The organism is Rathayibacter sp. VKM Ac-2856 (assembly GCF_013205055.1).
GTDB lineage: Bacteria > Actinomycetota > Actinomycetes > Actinomycetales > Microbacteriaceae > Rathayibacter.
Genome location: NZ_JABMLF010000002.1, coordinates 50731 through 68026, shown reverse-complemented (window position 1 = coordinate 68026; position 17296 = coordinate 50731). Strand labels below are relative to the sequence as shown.

Below are 17296 nucleotides of genomic sequence, written 5' to 3'. Positions count from 1 at the left end.
CGAGCACGATCCGCCGGCCCTCCCGCGCACCACCGGCCGCACATCCGCGCCCCATCGCCACCGCACTTCAGCACTGCAGCACGTCCGCACCGCAGCACGTCCGCACCGCCGCACGTCCGCACCGCGGCACGTCCGCACTCCCGCACCCGCACCACCGCACGCCAGCACCACCGAGGAGTCCCGATGCCGCCCCGTACCGCCCGCACCCTCGGGATCGTCCTCGCCGTCCTCGGCCTCGTCGCCGTCGTCGTCGCGATCGTCCTCCTCGTCCGCCCGGCCGACGGCCCGGCGCCGACCTCCACCCCCGTCGCCCCCTCGGCCTCCGCCGCAGCCTCCGCCGACCCCACCGGGTCCGCGCCCACCGGGTCCGCGTCGGCCGGCGCCGCACCCGAGTCCACGACCACTCCCGCCACCGGAGCCCCCGCGGACACCTCCCCGACGGAGGGCGTCGTCGCCTCGGCCGCTCCGGGCTCCGCCGCCGCCGCGCCCGCCGTCGTCTCCTTCACGTCCTCGCCCGCCACCGTCGACTGCGCGGGCGACCGCACCGGCTCCGTCCCCGTAGCGCTCTCCTGGCAGACCGAGGGCGGCGTCGCCGCCCGCCTCGCCGTCGGCACCACCGACGCGCAGTCCGGCACCCCCGTCGACCTCTCCGCGACCGGCTACTCCGCCCTCTCCGTCCCCTGCAGCGCCCCCGAGACCCTGATCACCCTCGCCGTCGAGTCCCCCGACGGCACCGTGACCCAGCGCACCCTCGTCCTCCCCACCTCCGACTAGCGCTATCCCCGCGCCGCGAGATGCCACTTGTGCACGCGACACGCCGATGAAGGCGTGCACAAGTGGCATCTCGCGGGGACGGCCGGACGCGCCCGCACGGCAGAATGGATCCCGATGACCTCCACACCGCCTCCGCTCGGCCTGCTCCTCGACGTCGACGGCCCGATCGCCAGCCCGATCAGCCGCACGATCGCCATCGCCTCGATCGCGGACGACCTCGTCGCGCTCGCGAACGCCGGCATCCCGCTCGTGTTCAACACGGGCCGCTCCGACGCCTTCCTGCGCGAGCGCGTGCTGCCGCCGCTGCTCGAGCGCGGCGTCTCGGCCGACGCGCGGATCGTCTGCGTCTGCGAGAAGGGCGCCGTCTGGTTCACCGTCGACTACCGCGGCACCTCCGAGCCGATCGTCGACGAGTCGCTCGCGATCCCGGAGGCGGTCGCCCGCGACCTCGAGCGGATGATCCGCGAGGACTACGACGATCTGGTCTTCTTCGACGAGACCAAGCGCGCGATGGTCTCGGCCGAGCAGCTCGTCGACCTCTCCAGCGAGGACTACCTCGAGCGCCAGCTCGTCTTCGACGCCGACGCCCTGCAGATCATGACCGCCGCGGGCCTCGGAGTCGAGCGCCGCGGCATCCGCTACCCGAACGACACCGGCGCCGTCGAGTACCGCATCGACCCCACCGTGATCTCCACCGACATCGAGTCGAACCGCCTCGGCAAGGACCTCGGCGCCCAGCGCGCCGTCGAGCTGCTCGGCGCCACCGGCGCGATCCCGCAGCGCTGGCGCACCGTCGGCGACTCCCGCAGCGACTACGCGATGGCCGACTGGCTCTCCGAGCACGCCTACGACGTCGCCCACGTGGACGTCCGCCCCTCGGAGGGCGTGCCGGACAAGCCGTACCCGATCCTCGTGGTCGACGGCGCGATCAACGACGAGGCCGGCGCCGCCGTCCTGCGCCGCTGGACGCAGCTGGTCGCCGACGAGACGACGCCCGAGGTCGGCGACGGCATCTCGCTCCACGTCGCGGGCTGATCCGCCAGCCCTCGTCCCCGGGCCCCGGGCCCGTTAGCGTTCGAGGCATGAGAATCGCAGTCACCGGTGGATCCGGGAAACTCGGCCGCAGCGTCGTCACCCGTCTCCGCGAGTCCGGCCACGACGTCTTCGTCCTCGACCGCGCCGGAACGCGCGGCGAGGGCGTCATCAGCATCGACATCACCGACTACGGGCAGGTCGTCGACGCCCTGCAGGCCGTGGGCGACCGATACGACGGCATCGACGCGGTCGTGCACCTCGCTGCCGTGCCGGCGCCCGGCATCGTCCCCGACATCGCCACCTTCCAGAACAACATGTCGTCGACGTTCAACGTCTTCCACGCGGCGATCCGCGCGGGCATCCGCAGCATCGTCTACGCCTCCAGCGAGACCGTGCTCGGCCTGCCGTTCGACGTGCCGCCGCCCTACATCCCCGTCGACGAGAAGTACCCGGCCCGCCCGGAGTCGGTGTACTCGCTGACCAAGCACCTCGAGGAGCAGCTCGCCATCGAGCTCTGCCGCTGGCACGAGGACCTGACCATCATCGGCCTGCGCTTCTCGAACGTCATGAACGAGGAGGACTACGCCGAGTTCCCGTCCTTCGACGCGGACGCGACCCTCCGCAAGTGGAACCTCTGGGGCTACATCGACGGCCGTGACGGCGCCCAGGCGGTCGAGAAGGCGCTGGCGCACCGTCAGCCGGGCTTCGACCGCTTCATCATCGCGGCGGCCGACACCGTGATGACCCGCCCGAACGACGAGCTGGTCGCCGAGGTCTTCCCCGGCGTCGAGCTGCGCGGCGAGCTCGGAGTGAACGACACGCTCCTCTCGATCGACCACGCCCGCGAGGTCCTCGGCTACGCCCCCGAGCACTCCTGGCGCGACGCGCGCTGACCCGCGTCCCGGGCCTCACCGCCCCGCACCACCACCGCCTCCGGCTCGCAGAGATCCCCGATCCTGCGAGCCGGAGGCGTTTCCCGTGCCCGGGGCCGAGGCGGTGTGATGTTCGGTTCGTGGATTGGGCTTCGGCTCGTGGGATCGGCCCGTTTCCACGTGCCGGAGGTGAATTCACGTGCCGGAGGTGGGGTGCTGTGAGCTTCGGCTCGTGGATTGGGCTTCGGCTCGTGGGATCGGCCGGTTTCCGCGTGCCGGAGGTGTTTTCGCGTGCCGGAGGTGGGGTGCTGTGAGCTTCGGCTCGTGGATTGGGCTTCGGCTCGTGGGATCGGCCGGTTTCCGCGTGCCGGAGGTGTTTTCGCGTGCCGGAGGTAGGGCGCGGTGATGCTCGGCTCGTCAATTCGGCTGCGGCTCGTGGGATCGGCCGGTTTCCGCGTGCCGGAGGTGTTCTCGCGTGCCGGAGGTGGGGCGGAATGATGTTCGGCTCGTGGATTCGGCCTCGGCTCGTGGGATCGGCCCGTTTCCACGTGCCGGAGGTGAATTCACGTGCCGGAGGTGGGGTGCTGTGAGCTTCGGCTCGTGGAATCGGCCTCGGCTCGCGGGATCGGCCGGTTTCCGCGTGCCGGAGGTGTTTTCGCGTGCCGGAGGTGGGGTGCTGTGAGCTCTGCTCGTGGATTGGGCCTCGGCTCGTGGGATCCGCTGGTTTTCGCGTGCCGGAGGTGTTTTCGCGTATCCGAGGTGGGGCGCTGTGAGCTCCGGCTCGTGGATTGGGCTTCGGCTCGTGGGATCGGCCGGTTTCAGCGTGCCGGAGGTGTTCTCGCGTGCCGGAGGTGGGGCGCGGGGTGCTCCGGCACGCGGAGACGCCTCCGGCTCGCGAGGATCCGAGGATCCTGCGAGCCGGAGGCGTCGGAGCGAGCCGGGGGTGCCGGCTCAGCCGACCGGGGTCAGCTGGGGATGTAGTTGAACTCGTCCGGGTTCGGGCCGGTGCGCTCGTCGCGGTTGAGGGCGGAGATCGCCGTCATCGACTCGTCGTCCAGCTCGAAGTCGAAGAGGGCGAAGTTCTCCTCCACGCGCTTGCGGGTGACCGACTTCGGGAAGACGATGTCGCCGCGCTGGAGGTGCCAGCGCAGGACGACCTGCGCGGGGGAGCGGTCGACGCTGCCCGCGATGCGCACGATCGCCTCGTCGTCCAGGACCTTGCCCTGCGCGATGGGCGACCAGGCCTCGGTCGCGATGCCGTGCTCGACACCGTAGGCGCGCAGCTCCTCCTGGGTCAGGTAGGGGTGCACCTCGATCTGGTTCACGGCCGGGACGATGGTCGCCTCGGCGCGCAGGCGGTTGAGGTGGTTCGTCTGGAAGTTGGAGACGCCGATCGCCTTCGCCTTGCCGCTGCGGTAGATCTCCTCCATCGCCTTCCAGGTCTCCAGGTAGTCGCCCACCTTCGGCAGCGGCCAGTGGATGAGGAAGAGGTCGACGTAGTCGAACTTCAGCTCGGCGAGGGTGTCGTCGATCGCCTTCAGGGCGTCCTCGCGGGCGTGGAAGCCGTTGTTCAGCTTCGAGGTGACGAAGACCTCGGAGCGGTCGAGGCCGGAGGCGCGGACGGCCTCGCCGACACCGGCCTCGTTGCCGTACATCTCGGCGGTGTCGATGTGGCGGTAGCCGACCTCGAGGGCGGCGAGCGTCGCGTCCTTCGTCTCGGCGGGGTCGATCTGGAAGACACCGAAGCCCAGCTGCGGGATCTCGACTCCGTTGTTAAGGGTGATCGTGGGGACCGTGTTCGCGTCCGTGCTCATACTCGAGCGTCCTTTCGTCCGGGGATCGGCCGCATCGGAGAGCTTGCGGCCGGAGTACAGTCCACGCCCCGCGGCCTCCCAGGTGCAAGGCCTTGCGCGTCCGGCGAACATCGGCGGTCGTCCGGCGCCGTCGGACGCTCCGGGAACGACGAAGGCCCCCGGCACGGATGCCGGGGGCCTTCGGGGGTCGCGTGACTACGCGCGGGACTTGCGGCCGGTGATCGCGCCGTAGATCAGCAGGACGATGATCGCGCCGACGACGGCGAGGATGATGCTGACGAGGTTGAAGCCCATCGGGTCGTCGCGCCCGAAGAGCGCGCCGCCGATGAATCCTCCGAGGAGGGCTCCGACGATGCCGAGGATGATGGTGATGATCCATCCGCCGCCCTGCTTGCCGGGCAGGATGAGCTTTGCGAGTGCGCCGGCGATGAGGCCGAGAACGATCCAACCGATGATGCCCATGATGTGTCTCCTTCGTGTGGTGCTCGACCGGCCGTTCCGATGCGAGCGTCAACGCCTTTCGTGGTGGCGTCCTTGCAGATGTTGCCGATCAGCGGAGTGTGCGCTGCACCTTCGCGCGTGCCTTGTCGGCGACCGCGGTGAAGTGCTTCGCCTCGCGCTTCGAGGTCTTCTTGAGCTTCTTGCGCGTCTTCTTCGTGGCCGGGTCGTTCCACACACCGAGTGCGAGATGGCGGAGCTCTTCGTAGCGACCGCGGCCGGCGCGGGCGCCGAAGACGTACGCGGCGAAGGCGACGAGCGCCAGCAGGACGAGGCGGGGATTCATGCGGTGACCCTTCCGTCGGAGAGAGCACAGGGTCGTGCTCGGCCCCCATTCCACTCTCCTGCGGAACTCGTGACAATTCAGGGCCTGACCGTTGACAACGACCTCGCCGATCTGCTTCCGCGCGCGCAGGGGCCCGCGCGAGTTAGCAGAGGTCGGTGCAGGCGGCGACGGTGAGGGCCGCCGGAGCGTCCGAGAAGCGCTCGTGCAGGTACGGCCCGTAGCCGCCCTCGACGCGGTTGCGGCGGCGGCCGGAGGTGGTCACCTCGCCCCGGTCGGTCGCTCCGACCCGCGCGCCGGCGGCGTGCAGGCGCTCGACGAGCCGGACGTCCTCGTGCAGCGGATCGGCGCCGAAGCCGCCCGCGGCCAGGTACGCGCTCGCGCGCACGCCGAGGTTCGCGCCGTGGATGCTGCCGATCGACTCCTCGCGCTCGCGGGTGACGCGCCAGCGCCGGTACATCTCGGGGGACAGGTCCGCCGGGTCGGGGCGCACGGTCCCGACGAGGGCGTCGTGCTGCCGGGCGTGCTCGACGTGCTCGAGCAGCCACTCCTCCGGCACGACGGTGTCGGCGTCGGTGTTGGCGACCCAGACCAGGTCGTCCGCGGACGCGACCGTGCCGAGCGCGTGCGCGATCCCGGCCGCGCGGGCGGCGCCGACGCCGCGGCGCGAGAGCTCGAGCACCTCGGCGCCGGCCGCGCGAGCGCGCTCGACGGTCGCGTCGGTGCAGCCGTCGGCGACGACGATCAGCCGGACGAGGACGGACGGATGCGTGAGCGCCAGATGCTCGGCGCTCCGCAGCACCGAGGCGACGGCGGCGCCGATCCGCGCCTCCTCGTCGTGGGCGGGGACGACGACGAGCACGTGCTCGATCCGCGTCACAGCAGTCCCGTCCGCCGGGCGACCGACCGGCCGTCGCGCGAGTGCACCTCGAGCAGCAGGTCCTCCTCCTCGTGGCGCGCGATCCGCCGCAGCCCGAGTCCGTCCACGGCCCGCTGCACGGCGTCGCCGTCGAGCTCGAGGCCGTCGATCGGGTGCCGCCAGTGCACGGTGACCAGCTCGCCCGAGCCGGAGAGGCGGTCGCGCACCCCGCGCAGCGTGCGCTCGAGGGTCTCGGCGCCGAGGTAGTAGCCGACCTCGGACAGCACGATCAGATCGAACGGACCCTCCGGCACACCGCGGGTGATGTCGTGGTGCTCGACCCGGACGTGCTCGAGCGGCGCGAGGCGGCGGGCGGCCCGCTCCACGGCGGCCGCCGAGACGTCGATCGCCAGCAGGTGCTCGGCCCGCGCGGCGAGGGCCTCGGCCAGCACGCCGATCGAGGAGCCGATCTCCAGCACCGATCCGTAGCGCCGCTCGGGCAGGGCGGCGAGGGTGAGGGCGCGCTTGCGCTCCTCGTACCAGCGGCTCGTGTACCCCCAGGGGTCCTCGTGCCGCTCGTACAGCTCGTCGAAGTAGCTCATCCCCGTGTCCTCGTCGCCGGGGCCGCGCCCGTCCGTCCCCCCGACTCTAGGCAGGATCGCGGATCCACTCCGCCACTTGTCGGCCGCTCCGCCGTGCGCTATCCCGGGCCGCGCCATCAGCGGACCCGGATCAGGCGGTCGTCGCCGGCGAAGGCGCGGACGAAGCGGGGGTGGAGCACGGGATCGAGGCCGCCGGGGCCCGGAGCGGTCTGGCTCGGGTAGCGGTCGCGGGCGCGGGCCTTGCGCGCCCGCAGCTCCTCGTCCGCTTCGACGCGCAGGAGCGCCGGCCACGGCACCTCCGCGTCGTCGGGGTCCGCCCAATGCCAGAGCCAGATCGGAGCGGCGAGCAGCGGGTGGCCGAGCGAGTCGGCCGCCTCGGCGCAGACCTCGCCGACGACGCGATGGTCGCGGTGGCCGTCGCCGGTCCAGGTGGAGAGGAGGAGGACGCGGCCGGGCGCGGCGCCCGCGCGGGCAAGGACGTCCGCGAGGATCCGGTCGCGGTGCTCGGGGGTGCCCGAGTCGGGGACGTCGAGGTGGGCGAGGCCGATGCCCGCGCCGAGCTCGTCGAGCGCCGCCCGGACCTCGGCGCGCCGCTCCGCGACGAGAGCCGCCGCGGCCTCGGGGGAGGAGGCGCCGTGGGCCGCGCCGCCGTCCGTCACGACCACGACCTCCACGGGGACGCCGAGGCGGCGCGCGAGCGCGATCGTCCCGCCGCAGCCGAGGGTCTCGTCGTCGGCGTGCGCGACCACGACGAGCACGCGGTCCACCGCCAGGAGCGCCTCCTCGGGCAGGACGGGGAGCCGGTCCAGGCGCCCGTCCTCGTCCCAGCGCTCGACCGGAGTGCCCTCGAGGTGCCCGTCGAACGCGATGACGCGGCTCACCAGCCGTCCGCCTCGCCGCTGGCCAGGACCGCGCGCCCGAGCGCCGCGTCGTCGCGCTCGGCGTGGTGCTGGCGGACGTAGAGGGCGAGGTCGGCGACCCGCTTGGCGTGCTCCGCGTCGAGCGCGAGCGGCGCCGGTCCGAGCGCGCGACCGGCCCGCAGCAGGATCTCCTCCACAGCCCCCGCTGCGGTGCCGCGCACCCGCTTGGCCAGCAGGGCGCCGCGCGGGCCCTCGGCCTCGCCCGCGTCGATCAGTGCGGAGGCCTCGTCGAGCGCGCGCCGCCCGGCGGAGAGGGCGGTGTCCACGGCGCCGAGGTGCGCGAGCAGGTGCGGGTCCTCCCGGCGGGCGGCGGCCCGGGCGAGCGCCGCGGCGACACCCCGAGCTCCGCCGAGCCAGCAGGCGGCCACGCCGATCCCGCCCCAGGCGAAGCCCGGACGGGAGAGGTACCAGCCGGGCGCGCCGACCTCCCGGGCCCGGGCCCCGGAGAACCGCACCGGTCCGCTCGGGATCTCGGTCAGTCCCCGGGGGTGCCAGGCGTCCGGCTCCGGGGTCGCGGTGCCGTCGGTCAGGCTCACGGCGAAGAGGCGGCGCTCGCCGTCGCCGACGTGCGCCGTGACGAGCGCGGCGTCGAGGCGGCCGGCCAGCGAGCACCAGGGCTTCACGCCGTCCAGGCGCCAGCCGTCGCCGTCGGGGGTCGCGGTGAGCGGCTCGTCGCCGCCCTCCGCCGCGAAGACCCCCCAGACCGCGCCGTCGTCGACGCCGACGTCCTGCGCGCTCAGCCCCGCCTCGCCGAGGATCGCGAGGGCGTCGAGGTGCGGCTCGATCGCGCGGGCGACCCCGAGGTCGTGCCGGGCGAGCCGCTCGAGCAGGCCGTGCAGCTCGGCGGTGCGGCCGGTTCCGGGCCGGGGCGGGTCGGCGGAGAGGGAGCGGGCGAGGGCCAGGGCACCGTCGACGTCGTCCGGGAGAGAGGGAGGGGCGAGCTGTTCCATCCCTTCCGACGCTACGGGGTCGGCTCCGGTGCCGCCCCCGATTGTCCCCCGGTCGGGGCGGTGCTAGCGCCGCGCATGTCCAGTGCGGTGATGCGCCGCAGCAGGACGGCGAAGAGCTCGACGTCCCCCTCGTCCCAGCGGCGCAGCTCCTCGTGCATCAGCGCCTGGCGGGAGCTGCGGATCTCCCGCATCCGCTCGGCGGTCTGCGGTGGCACCGAGAGGATCGTCGCGCGGCCGTCGTCGGGATCGGGGGAGCGCTGGAGCAGTCCGAGGCGGTCCAGCGCCGAGATCTGCCGGCTGATCGAGGACTTGTCCGTCTCGAGCAGCTCGGCGAGCGCGCCGGAGTGCATCGGGCCGCGCCGCTCGAGCGTCGCCAGCGTCCGGTAGCCGGCGGTGCCGAGATCGGGGTGCAGCCGCTCGGCCGCCGAGCGCATCGCGTCGCGCACCCGGTTGAAGAGGGTGCTCAGCTCGCCCTCCACGGCGGCGATCGCGGCGTCGGCGGTGCTGGTGCCGCCGGCGCCGCCGTCGGTGCTCGTGCCGGGGGCGGGGCGGGGAGGCGGGGTCGAGCCGGTCATCCCTCCAGCATCCCGTGTGCGGCGGACTTGCGCACGGGCGGGTCGACGTCGTACGCTTCCCGAAGCCAAAGACCGCCGGTTTTCGGTGTGCGCACGAGCAGGGCCCAGGCCCCGCGGATCGCCACCGGACGAAGGATTCGCGAAGCGAATGGCCCGCGCAGGTGTGCAAGAGACCAGTTCCGCGTTACACGCGTTCCCCAGGCTCCCGCGCTCCTGCGCCGGAGCCTTTTTCTTTGCGTGCCTTCGGGCTACCGGCACGAGAATTCACAGGAGTAGCCATGGCGAACAAGGAAGCCTCGGTCGCCGAACTCACGGAGAAGTTCCAGAGTTCGACCGCCGTTCTGCTGACCGAGTACCGCGGTCTCACTGTTGCTCAGCTCAAGACGCTGCGCAAGGACATCAGTGAGCACGCGACCTACGCCGTGGTGAAGAACACGCTGACCAAGATCGCGGCGAACAACGCCGGGATCTCGTCCTTCGACGCCGAGCTCGCTGGCCCTTCGGCCATCGCGTTCGTGCACGGCGACCCCGTCGCCGTCGCGAAGTCGCTGCGTGCCTTCGCCAAGGCAAACCCTCTCCTCGTGGTCAAGGGCGGTTACTTCGACGGTAACCCGCTGACCGCGGAAGAGGTGGGAAAGCTCGCCGACCTCGAGTCCCGTGAAGTGCTGCTCGGCAAGCTCGCCGGCGCCTTCAAGGCCTCGCTCTTCGGTGCCGCTTACCTGTTCCAGGCGCCGCTGTCCAAGGCCGTTCGCACGGTCGAGGCACTGCGCGAGAAGCAGGAGTCCGCGAGCTGACGCTTCCCTCCGGGAGGCAGTGCGCACGCGGTTCGTAGACAAGAAACAACAAGGAGAAAAATCATGGCAAAGCTCACGCAGGACGAGCTCATCGAGGCCTTCAAGGAGCTCACGCTCATCGAGCTCTCTGAGTTCGTGAAGAAGTTCGAAGAGGTCTTCGAGGTCACCGCCGCCGCGCCCGTCGCGGCCGCCGGTGTCGCCGGCCCGGCCGCCCCGGCCGAAGAGGTCGAGGAGCAGACCGAGTTCGACGTCGTGCTCGAGGCCGCCGGCGAGAAGAAGATCCAGGTCATCAAGGAGGTCCGCGCGCTCACGAGCCTCGGCCTCGGCGAGGCGAAGGCTGTCGTCGACGGCGCCCCCAAGGCTGTCCTCGAGGCCGTCAACAAGGAGACCGCCGAGAAGGCCAAGGCCCAGCTCGAGGCCGCCGGCGCGACCGTCACCGTCAAGTAATCCCCTCGCACCCGCTTCGGGTGCACGGATCCGCCTCCGGGCGGCTCTACCGGCGCAGGGCGTCGTCTCCTCGGAGGCGGCGCCCTTCGTCGTTCCCGCTCCGTCGTTCCCGCTCCGCCGTCCCCGACCGGGGGTGCTCCGCCTCCCCGGCGTCGCGGGACGCAGCCTCTAGAATCGGCGGGTGACTGCTATCGACCCGCTCGCAGGCCTTCCGGCGCGCGACGTCCCGCCCAGCGAGGTCTCGCTGAGCGAGCTGCTGAGCGACTTCGTCTCGGTGACGCACCGCATCACCCGCCTCGCCGCGCAGGCCACCGACAACCAGGAGTCGCAGGCGGTCTGGCGCACCCTCTCGGTGCTGCTCTCGATGGGGCCGATGCGCCTGGGCGAGCTGGCGACCCAGAGCCGCGTCTCGCAGCCCACGATGACCAAGATCGTCAAGAACCTCGTCGAGACCGGCTGGCTCGACCGCATCGCCGACCCCGCCGACGCGAGGGCCTGGCAGATCCGTCTCGCCCCCGACGGGGCCGCCGCGCTCAGCGCCTGGCGCACCCAGCTGGGCGACGCCCTCACGCCGATCTTCGCCGACCTGCGCCCCGAGGACCGCCGCGTCCTCGAGCGCGCGGTCGAGATCATGCACGAGCGCCTGGTCGTCGCCCCGCGCGACTGACGCCGATCGCCCTCCTGGGGTGCAGGATGAGCGCGTGCAGATGCGACTCGAGCTCGTCCCCCTCCCCGTCTCCGACGTCGATCGGGCGCTGGCCTTCTACGCCGATGTCGTCGGCTTCCACGTCGACCACGACGTCCGGCCGTCCCCGACGATGCGGATCGTCCAGCTCACACCGCCCGGCTCCGCCTGCTCGATCGTCATCGGCACCGGCATGGGGCCGGGTCCGGAGGAGGGCGTCGTCCGCGGCCTGCACCTCGTCGTCGGCGACATCGTCGCCGCCCGTGCCGAGCTGACCGGGCGCGGCCTCGACCTCTCCGAGGTGCAGGACATGGGCGGCGTGAAGTACTCCCACTTCGCCGACCCCGACGGCAACACCTGGTCCCTGCAGGAGATCGGCACGACCGCGCCGCCCGCCTGACCGACAGCGGATCTCGATACGCCCGCTGCGCGGGCTACTCGATCAGCATGCAAGCGCCGGCGGCGCTCGATGCTCACCGTGCAGCGCGCCCGCGGGCACCCCATGCTCAGCACGGGCGCGCGTGCGCGTTCCATGCTGGTCGAGTAGCCCCGGAGGGGCGTATCGAGACCCACGCTGATCGACACGGCGGATCTCGATACGCCCGCTGCGCGGGCTACTCGATCAGCATGTGAGCACTGCCGGCTCAGGCGTCGGGCCAGCGGACCCGGGCGCCCGAGTCGGGGTGCTTGCGGAGCCACGCGGCGATGAAGGGGCAGCGCGGCACGACCGTGCCGCCCGCCTCCGTCACCGCGAGCACGGCCGAGCGGGCGAGGATGCTGCCGAGGCCGTGCCCCTCCCACGCGTCGTCGACGACGGTGTGGGTCAGCACGACCTCGTCGCCGAGGCGCGTGTAGGCCGCGAAGCCGGCGGTCTCGCCGCCGACGGAGATCTCGAAGCGCGAGCGCTCGGGCACATCGCGGACGACGGGGGCGGGGGAGTCGGAGTCGCTCATGCCCCGATTCTCGCCCCCCGCGGCGCCGACGTGCTCGTCCGGATGACGAGCGAGGCGGGGATGGTCGTGTGCCGGGCGGGCGGCGGCGCCTCGCCGCGGGCGATCGCGGCCAGCGCCTCCAGCACCAGCGCGACGGCGAGCTCGCCCTGCTGGCCCGGGTCCTGGCGGATCGAGCTCAGGCCGAACAGCTCGGCCAGCGGGTGGTCGTCGATCCCGATGATCGAGACGTCCTCGGGCACCGAGAGGCCGAGCTCCCGAGCGGCCAGGATGATGCCGATCGCGATCTCGTCGGAGGCCGCGAAGATGGCGGTCGGCCGCGTCCGCGGGTCGCCGAGCACCTGCCGCCCCGCGCGGTGCCCGCCGGGGATGTCGAAGCGGGTCGGCACGAAGTGCCCCGCCTCCCGCCCGAGGCCGGCGGCGGCGAGGGCCTGGGTGAAGCCCTCGTTCCGCTTCGTGTGCACGTGGAAGTCCATCTCCTCCTCCTTCAGACCGCCGATGTGCACGATGCGCTCGTGCCCCAGGGAGAGGAGGTGCTCGGTGGCGAGGCGGGCCGCGGCGACGTCGTCGATGCTGAAAGTGGGGATGCCGGGCAGGGAGCCGCCGATCCCGACGATGGGCTTGCCGAGGGCGAGCAGCGCCTCCGTCTCGTCGGGCGAGATCTCGAGGGTCACCGCCACGATCGCGTCGACGCGCTTGCGGACGAGGTAGTACTCGAAGACGCTGCGGCGCGCGTCGAGGTGCTTGTCGATGTTGTAGAGCAGCAGGTCGTAGCCGGCGGCGAGCAGGGCGCGCTCGATCCCCTCGATGATCCCGCCGAAGAACCACTGGTTGATGACGGGGATGATCACGGCGACGTTGTTGCTGCGGCCGGTGACGAGGCTCGAGGCGTTGGCCGAGACGACGTAGCCGAGGCTGGAGGCGGCGTGCTCGACCCGCTGCTTCGTCCCCGCCGAGACGTAGCCCCGGCCGCTGAGAGCCCGCGACACGGTCGCCTTCGACACTCCCGCGAGCTCGGCGACCTCTTCGATGCCTGGCACGGCGTTCCTCCCGGACCGTCCGGCGTCGGTGCTGGAAACGGTTCCAGAAAGTTATACCCCGGGCGCAGCCGAGCAGAAGCATCGAGATCGATCTCCCGGCCCTCCGCCCCCCGGTTTTCCGCGGTTCGTCGCCGGATCGTTATCTCAGAGAGCGCTCTATCGGCGCCGTTGTGCTTTCATCGAAGTTGTGGAAAGGTTTCCCCCCGTGGAGGCCTGAGCCACACGAACCCGGTGTTCCGCTGGGAGAACCTCCCCGCGGAACCACCATCAGCATCCGAGTCGTCGCAGCACCCGCTTCGAGTCGCCTCAGCCCGCCGGTCCGCCGGACGGCACCGGCCTCGGCTGAACCACCACTCAATGAGGAGGAACCATGCGGTCATCCCTGCACCGCCGTATCACCCTTCCCGTCGCCGTTCTCGCAGCGGCCGGGATCGCCCTCGCCGGCTGCTCCAGCAGCAGCGACCCCAACGACCCGAACGCGGGCGGCGGCAGCGCTGCCGGCTCGGTCGGCACCGCCGACGGCGTCGTGAACATCTACGGCACCATCAACGGCGACGAGGCCACCCTTCTCGAGCAGTCCTGGGCGGACTGGGAGAAGGAGTCGGGCATCGACATCAAGTACACCGGCGACAAGGAGTTCGAGAAGCAGATCGGCATCAAGGTCCAGGGTGGCGACACCCCCGACCTCGCGATCTTCCCGCAGCCGGGTCTGCTCGCCGACACCGTCGCCTCCGGCAAGGTCCAGGAGCTGCCCGAGGGCGCCCTTACCAACGTCCAGAACAACTGGTCCGAGGACTGGCAGAAGTACGGCCAGGTCGACGGCACCCAGTACGGCGCGCCGCTGATGGCGTCCGTCAAGGGCTACATCTGGTACTCGCCGGCGAAGTTCGCCGAGTGGGGCGTCTCCGTTCCCACCACGTGGGACGAGATGGAGGCGCTGGGCACGACCATCGCCGAGAAGTCCGGCGGACCGTCCTGGTGCGCGGGCTTCAACTCCGGTGAGGCCTCCGGCTGGCCGGGCACCGACTGGATCGAGGACGCGGTCCTCCGCGGAGCCGGCCCCGACGTGTACGACTCCTGGGTCGCGGGCGACACCCCGTTCACCGACCCCGAGATCAAGGCCGCGTTCGACTCCGTCGGCTCGATCCTCCTCGACCCGACCCTGGTCAACGCCGGCTACGGCGACGTGACCTCGATCAACTCGACCGCCTTCGGCGACGTCGCGCAGAACATCGCCAACGGCTCCTGCGCCCTGACCCACCAGGCCTCGTTCTTCGAGGGCTTCCTCACCTCGGCCGGCGCCACCGTCGCCGAGGACGGCGACGTGTGGGCCTTCCTCACCCCGCCGATGAGCGCCGACGCCGACCAGGCCGTCACCGGTGGTGGCGAGATGGTCGCCGCGTTCTCGAACGACGAGGACACCGCGAAGGTCCAGGAGTACCTGGCCAGCGCCGACTGGGCCAACAGCCGCGTCTCCCTCGGCGGCGTCATCTCGGCCAACACGGGTCTCGACCCGGAGAACGCCGGCAGCGACGTGCTGAAGGACTCCATCGCGATCCTCCAGGACGAGAACACCACGTTCCGCTTCGACGCCTCCGACCTGATGCCCAAGGCCGTCGGCTCCGACAGCTTCTTCAAGGGCATGGTCGACTGGATCGACGGCTCGAGCACCGACCAGGTCCTCGAGGAGATCCAGGCCGGCTACACCTCCTAGCAGTCGCGGAGAGGGTCGTCGCTCCCTGGAGCGGCGGCCCTCGACCGATGCCCGTCCGGCCGGATCGCACCCGCGGTCCGGCCGGACCGGGCCTCACCAGAGTTCAGAGTCGCACTCGAAAGGGCGTCCATGTCCGGCTTCTTCCAGTGGCTGGCGAGCATCCCCCCGCTCGCGCAGATCCCCCTCATCCTCCTGGCGTTCGCGGCGGTCGTCGCGCTCATCCTCTTCTTCGTCGAGATCGCCCCGCGGCGCGGCACCGGCTACACGGTCCTCCGCCTCGCGGTCGCCGTCGTCCTCCCGGTCGTCCTCCTCCTCGCGTTCGGCCTCTACAACTCGGTCATGTGGGTCGCGGTCGTCGCCGCGGTCCTCGGCGGCATCCTCTTCCTGCTCGACTTCCGGTCCCGCAAAGGCGCGGGCTACGGGCTCCAGCTGGTCGCGTTCATGGCCCCGGCCGCGTTCTTCATCCTGATCGGCCTGATCTACCCGACGATCACGACCGCGCTGAACGCCTTCATGAAGAACGACGGCTCCGGCTTCGCCGGCCTCGACAACTTCGTCTGGGTCTTCACCAGCCCCGACGGCGTCACCGCCTTCCTCAACACCGTGGTCTGGGTGCTCCTCGCCCCGATCACCGCCACCGCGATCGGCCTCGCCTACGCGGTCTTCATCGACAAGAGCCGCGGCGAGAAGTTCTTCAAGCTGCTGGTCTTCATGCCGATGGCGATCTCGTTCGTCGGCGCGTCGATCATCTTCAAGTTCTTCTACGACACCCGTCAGGGCGAGCAGATCGGTGTCCTCAACGGCATCCTCACCGCGTTCGGCGGCTCTCCCGTCGACTGGCTGGGCCTCGAGCCGTGGAACACGCTGTTCCTGGTCGTCGTGCTGATCTGGACCCAGGCCGGCTTCGCGATGACGGTCCTCTCGGCCGCCATCAAGGGCGTGCCCTCCGAGCAGCTCGAGGCGGCGTCGCTCGACGGCACCAACGCCTGGCAGTCGTTCTGGAACGTCACCGTCCCCGGCATCCGCTCCTCGATCGTCGTCGTCCTGACGACCATCTCGATCGCGTCGCTGAAGGTCTTCGACATCGTCTCGGCGATGACCGGCGGCCGCTCGGACACCACCGTCCTCGCCTTCGAGATGGTCCGCCAGTTCCAGCTCGGCGCCCGCAGCGGCTACAGCGCGGCCCTCGCGGTCATCCTGTTCCTGCTCGTGCTCCCGATCGTCGTCTACAACGCCCGCCAGCTCGCCAAGCAGAGGGAGATCCGATGAGCGTCACGCCCACTCCGATCCAGGTTCCGGTCGACCGTCGCACCGAGCGCACGCTCGCCCGCGGCGAGTCGAAGATCGAGACGGCGAGCGGGAAGGTCCGCAAGGCCACCACCTCGCGCGGAGCGACCATCGCCGCGGCGATCATCGCCGCGATCTGGACGATCCCGACCCTCGGCCTGTTCATCTCGTCGTTCCGCCCCGCGAACGACATCAAGACGACCGGCTGGTGGACGATCTTCGCCAACCCGGGCTTCACGCTCGACAACTACGTCAACGCCATCAACTCGGGCGACAGCCTGACGCTGGGCAAGGCGTTCGTGAACTCGCTCGTCATCACGCTGCCCGCGGCACTGATCCCGATCACGATCGCGAGCCTCGCGGCCTACGCGTTCGCGTGGATCGACTTCAAGGGCCGCAACACGCTCTTCGTGCTCGTGTTCTCGCTCCAGATCGTGCCGATCCAGATGGCGCTCGTGCCGCTGCTGCAGCTGTTCTCGGACGGCCTGCGCATCGGCAACCTCTACATCCTGCCCGGGCTCGGGGTGAACGGGTTGGACGGGTCGTACGCGAAGGTGTGGATCGCGCACACGATCTTCGCGCTGCCGCTGGCGATCTTCATGCTGCACAACTTCATCTCGGAGATCCCCGGCGAGGTCATCGAGGCGGCGCGCGTGGACGGAGCCGGCCACGGCCAGATCTTCTTCCGCATCGTGCTGCCGCTGTCCGTCCCGGCGATCGCGTCGTTCGGCATCTTCCAGTTCCTCTGGGTCTGGAACGACCTGCTGGTCGCGACGGTGTTCACCTCCGGGCAGGGGCTGCCGATCACGAAGGCGCTGCAGGACCTGTCGGGCTCGTACGGCCAGTCGTGGGAGCTCCTCACGGCGGGCGCGTTCATCTCGATCATCGTTCCGCTGATCGTGTTCTTCGCGCTCCAGCGCTTCTTCGTCCGCGGCCTGCTCGCGGGTGCGACGAAGGGCTAGCGGTCCGCGGCACCGCCGTCTGCGGCGTTGTCGTCGTCGGCAGTAGCTCCGCTACAGCTCTCCTCCTCCGCCTTGCAGCCGACGGCACCGCGAACCGCTGGGGAGAGCGACGAAGGCCCGGGTCCTGCTCACGCGGGGCCCGGGCCTTCCGTCGTTCGCGTGGGTCTCGATACGCCGCCGTCGGCGGCTACTCGACCAGCATGATGGCCGATCCATGCTGGTCGAGTAGCCGCGG

Annotated in this window: 20 protein-coding genes; 10 read left to right on the top strand and 10 right to left on the bottom strand. The window is 71.3% G+C overall.

The window, feature by feature from the left end:
• Nucleotides 1–183 precede the first annotated feature (183 nt).
• The 3 genes from HQQ82_RS07400 to HQQ82_RS07390 all read left to right on the top strand — a co-directional run bounded on the left by HQQ82_RS07400 (nt 184) and on the right by HQQ82_RS07390 (nt 2702).
• Entirely contained in the window at nt 184–774 is a 591-nt protein-coding gene (locus HQQ82_RS07400) for a hypothetical protein (RefSeq protein ID WP_173232425.1), read from the top strand.
• A 114-nt stretch (nt 775–888) separates the two neighbouring features.
• Nucleotides 889–1809: a hypothetical protein gene (locus HQQ82_RS07395; RefSeq protein ID WP_173232424.1), complete on the top strand. Its 921-nt coding sequence runs from the start codon at nt 889–891 to the stop codon at nt 1807–1809.
• A 47-nt stretch (nt 1810–1856) separates the two neighbouring features.
• Nucleotides 1857–2702 (top strand): NAD(P)-dependent oxidoreductase, encoded by an 846-nt coding sequence (locus HQQ82_RS07390; protein ID WP_173232423.1) that lies wholly within the window; start codon nt 1857–1859, stop codon nt 2700–2702.
• 944 nt (nt 2703–3646) lie between these two features.
• Here the strand turns inward: HQQ82_RS07390 and HQQ82_RS07385 are convergent.
• The 8 genes from HQQ82_RS07385 to HQQ82_RS07350 form a co-directional block, all read right to left on the bottom strand.
• Complete coding sequence (locus HQQ82_RS07385) at nt 3647–4495, bottom strand: aldo/keto reductase (protein WP_173232422.1); 849 nt, start codon at nt 4493–4495, stop codon at nt 3647–3649.
• A gap of 195 nt (nt 4496–4690) precedes the next feature.
• Nucleotides 4691–4957 carry a GlsB/YeaQ/YmgE family stress response membrane protein gene (locus tag HQQ82_RS07380; RefSeq protein WP_056041656.1) on the bottom strand — a complete coding sequence of 89 codons (267 nt, stop codon included), beginning with the start codon at nt 4955–4957 and terminating at the stop codon, nt 4691–4693.
• 88 nt (nt 4958–5045) lie between these two features.
• Entirely contained in the window at nt 5046–5279 is a 234-nt protein-coding gene (locus HQQ82_RS07375) for a hypothetical protein (RefSeq protein WP_173232421.1), read from the bottom strand.
• A gap of 142 nt (nt 5280–5421) precedes the next feature.
• The gene (locus HQQ82_RS07370) at nt 5422–6156 is read right to left on the bottom strand and encodes a glycosyltransferase family 2 protein (protein WP_173232420.1); all 735 of its coding nucleotides are present in this window, start codon (nt 6154–6156) and stop codon (nt 5422–5424) included.
• Nucleotides 6153–6737, bottom strand: a complete 585-nt coding sequence (locus tag HQQ82_RS07365) for an SAM-dependent methyltransferase (protein ID WP_173232419.1) — start codon at nt 6735–6737, stop codon at nt 6153–6155. The genes HQQ82_RS07370 and HQQ82_RS07365 overlap by 4 nt, the downstream gene beginning before the upstream one ends.
• 116 nt (nt 6738–6853) lie before the next feature.
• On the bottom strand, nt 6854–7618 hold the full coding sequence (locus tag HQQ82_RS07360; protein WP_173232418.1) for a PIG-L family deacetylase: 765 nt from the start codon (nt 7616–7618) through the stop codon (nt 6854–6856).
• Entirely contained in the window at nt 7615–8607 is a 993-nt protein-coding gene (locus tag HQQ82_RS07355; protein WP_173232417.1) for an acyl-CoA dehydrogenase, read from the bottom strand. The genes HQQ82_RS07360 and HQQ82_RS07355 overlap by 4 nt, the downstream gene beginning before the upstream one ends.
• Nucleotides 8608–8618: 11 nt before the next feature.
• Nucleotides 8619–9182: a MarR family winged helix-turn-helix transcriptional regulator gene (locus HQQ82_RS07350; protein ID WP_173232416.1), complete on the bottom strand. Its 564-nt coding sequence runs from the start codon at nt 9180–9182 to the stop codon at nt 8619–8621.
• A 278-nt stretch (nt 9183–9460) separates the two neighbouring features.
• On the opposite strand from HQQ82_RS07350, the gene rplJ reads away from it, so the two are divergent.
• The 4 genes from rplJ to HQQ82_RS07330 all read left to right on the top strand — a co-directional run bounded on the left by rplJ (nt 9461) and on the right by HQQ82_RS07330 (nt 11508).
• Nucleotides 9461–9976 carry a 50S ribosomal protein L10 gene (gene rplJ, locus HQQ82_RS07345; protein ID WP_123447792.1) on the top strand — a complete coding sequence of 172 codons (516 nt, stop codon included), beginning with the start codon at nt 9461–9463 and terminating at the stop codon, nt 9974–9976.
• 63 nt (nt 9977–10039) lie between these two features.
• Nucleotides 10040–10423 (top strand): 50S ribosomal protein L7/L12, encoded by a 384-nt coding sequence (rplL, locus tag HQQ82_RS07340; protein WP_055791021.1) that lies wholly within the window; start codon nt 10040–10042, stop codon nt 10421–10423.
• A 181-nt stretch (nt 10424–10604) separates the two neighbouring features.
• The gene (locus HQQ82_RS07335) at nt 10605–11090 is read left to right on the top strand and encodes a MarR family winged helix-turn-helix transcriptional regulator (RefSeq protein ID WP_243732947.1); all 486 of its coding nucleotides are present in this window, start codon (nt 10605–10607) and stop codon (nt 11088–11090) included.
• 34 nt (nt 11091–11124) lie between these two features.
• The gene (locus HQQ82_RS07330) at nt 11125–11508 is read left to right on the top strand and encodes a VOC family protein (RefSeq protein ID WP_173232415.1); all 384 of its coding nucleotides are present in this window, start codon (nt 11125–11127) and stop codon (nt 11506–11508) included.
• A gap of 244 nt (nt 11509–11752) precedes the next feature.
• On the opposite strand, the gene HQQ82_RS07325 is transcribed toward HQQ82_RS07330, so the two are convergent.
• On the bottom strand, nt 11753–12061 hold the full coding sequence (locus HQQ82_RS07325; RefSeq protein ID WP_173232414.1) for a GNAT family N-acetyltransferase: 309 nt from the start codon (nt 12059–12061) through the stop codon (nt 11753–11755).
• A complete protein-coding gene (locus tag HQQ82_RS07320; protein ID WP_173232413.1) occupies nt 12058–13098 on the bottom strand; it encodes a LacI family DNA-binding transcriptional regulator in 1041 nt (346 codons plus the stop codon). Before HQQ82_RS07320 ends, HQQ82_RS07325 begins: the two co-directional genes overlap by 4 nt.
• Nucleotides 13099–13468: 370 nt before the next feature.
• Here HQQ82_RS07320 and HQQ82_RS07315 point away from each other — a divergent pair, with 370 nt between their 5' ends.
• The 3 genes from HQQ82_RS07315 to HQQ82_RS07305 all read left to right on the top strand — a co-directional run bounded on the left by HQQ82_RS07315 (nt 13469) and on the right by HQQ82_RS07305 (nt 17061).
• Complete coding sequence (locus tag HQQ82_RS07315; RefSeq protein ID WP_173232412.1) at nt 13469–14812, top strand: ABC transporter substrate-binding protein; 1344 nt, start codon at nt 13469–13471, stop codon at nt 14810–14812.
• A gap of 129 nt (nt 14813–14941) precedes the next feature.
• A complete protein-coding gene (locus HQQ82_RS07310; protein ID WP_173232411.1) occupies nt 14942–16081 on the top strand; it encodes a carbohydrate ABC transporter permease in 1140 nt (379 codons plus the stop codon).
• Nucleotides 16078–17061: a carbohydrate ABC transporter permease gene (locus HQQ82_RS07305; RefSeq protein WP_173232410.1), complete on the top strand. Its 984-nt coding sequence runs from the start codon at nt 16078–16080 to the stop codon at nt 17059–17061. The genes HQQ82_RS07310 and HQQ82_RS07305 overlap by 4 nt, the downstream gene beginning before the upstream one ends.
• Nucleotides 17062–17296: the final 235 nt, after the last annotated feature.

What these genes read in the sequence shown, in the direction of transcription:
- HQQ82_RS07400 (WP_173232425.1), top strand. Translation starts at nt 184, where the DNA reads ATGCCGCCCCGTACCGCCCGCACCCTCGGGATCGTCCTCGCCGTCCTC.
- HQQ82_RS07395 (WP_173232424.1), top strand. Translation starts at nt 889, where the DNA reads ATGACCTCCACACCGCCTCCGCTCGGCCTGCTCCTCGACGTCGACGGC.
- HQQ82_RS07390 (WP_173232423.1), top strand. Translation starts at nt 1,857, where the DNA reads ATGAGAATCGCAGTCACCGGTGGATCCGGGAAACTCGGCCGCAGCGTC.
- HQQ82_RS07385 (WP_173232422.1), bottom strand. Translation starts at nt 4,495, where the DNA reads ATGAGCACGGACGCGAACACGGTCCCCACGATCACCCTTAACAACGGA.
- HQQ82_RS07380 (WP_056041656.1), bottom strand. Translation starts at nt 4,957, where the DNA reads ATGGGCATCATCGGTTGGATCGTTCTCGGCCTCATCGCCGGCGCACTC.
- HQQ82_RS07375 (WP_173232421.1), bottom strand. Translation starts at nt 5,279, where the DNA reads ATGAATCCCCGCCTCGTCCTGCTGGCGCTCGTCGCCTTCGCCGCGTAC.
- HQQ82_RS07365 (WP_173232419.1), bottom strand. Translation starts at nt 6,737, where the DNA reads ATGAGCTACTTCGACGAGCTGTACGAGCGGCACGAGGACCCCTGGGGG.
- HQQ82_RS07355 (WP_173232417.1), bottom strand. Translation starts at nt 8,607, where the DNA reads ATGGAACAGCTCGCCCCTCCCTCTCTCCCGGACGACGTCGACGGTGCC.
- HQQ82_RS07350 (WP_173232416.1), bottom strand. Translation starts at nt 9,182, where the DNA reads ATGACCGGCTCGACCCCGCCTCCCCGCCCCGCCCCCGGCACGAGCACC.
- rplJ (WP_123447792.1), top strand. Translation starts at nt 9,461, where the DNA reads ATGGCGAACAAGGAAGCCTCGGTCGCCGAACTCACGGAGAAGTTCCAG.
- rplL (WP_055791021.1), top strand. Translation starts at nt 10,040, where the DNA reads ATGGCAAAGCTCACGCAGGACGAGCTCATCGAGGCCTTCAAGGAGCTC.
- HQQ82_RS07325 (WP_173232414.1), bottom strand. Translation starts at nt 12,061, where the DNA reads ATGAGCGACTCCGACTCCCCCGCCCCCGTCGTCCGCGATGTGCCCGAG.
- HQQ82_RS07315 (WP_173232412.1), top strand. Translation starts at nt 13,469, where the DNA reads ATGCGGTCATCCCTGCACCGCCGTATCACCCTTCCCGTCGCCGTTCTC.
- HQQ82_RS07310 (WP_173232411.1), top strand. Translation starts at nt 14,942, where the DNA reads ATGTCCGGCTTCTTCCAGTGGCTGGCGAGCATCCCCCCGCTCGCGCAG.
- HQQ82_RS07305 (WP_173232410.1), top strand. Translation starts at nt 16,078, where the DNA reads ATGAGCGTCACGCCCACTCCGATCCAGGTTCCGGTCGACCGTCGCACC.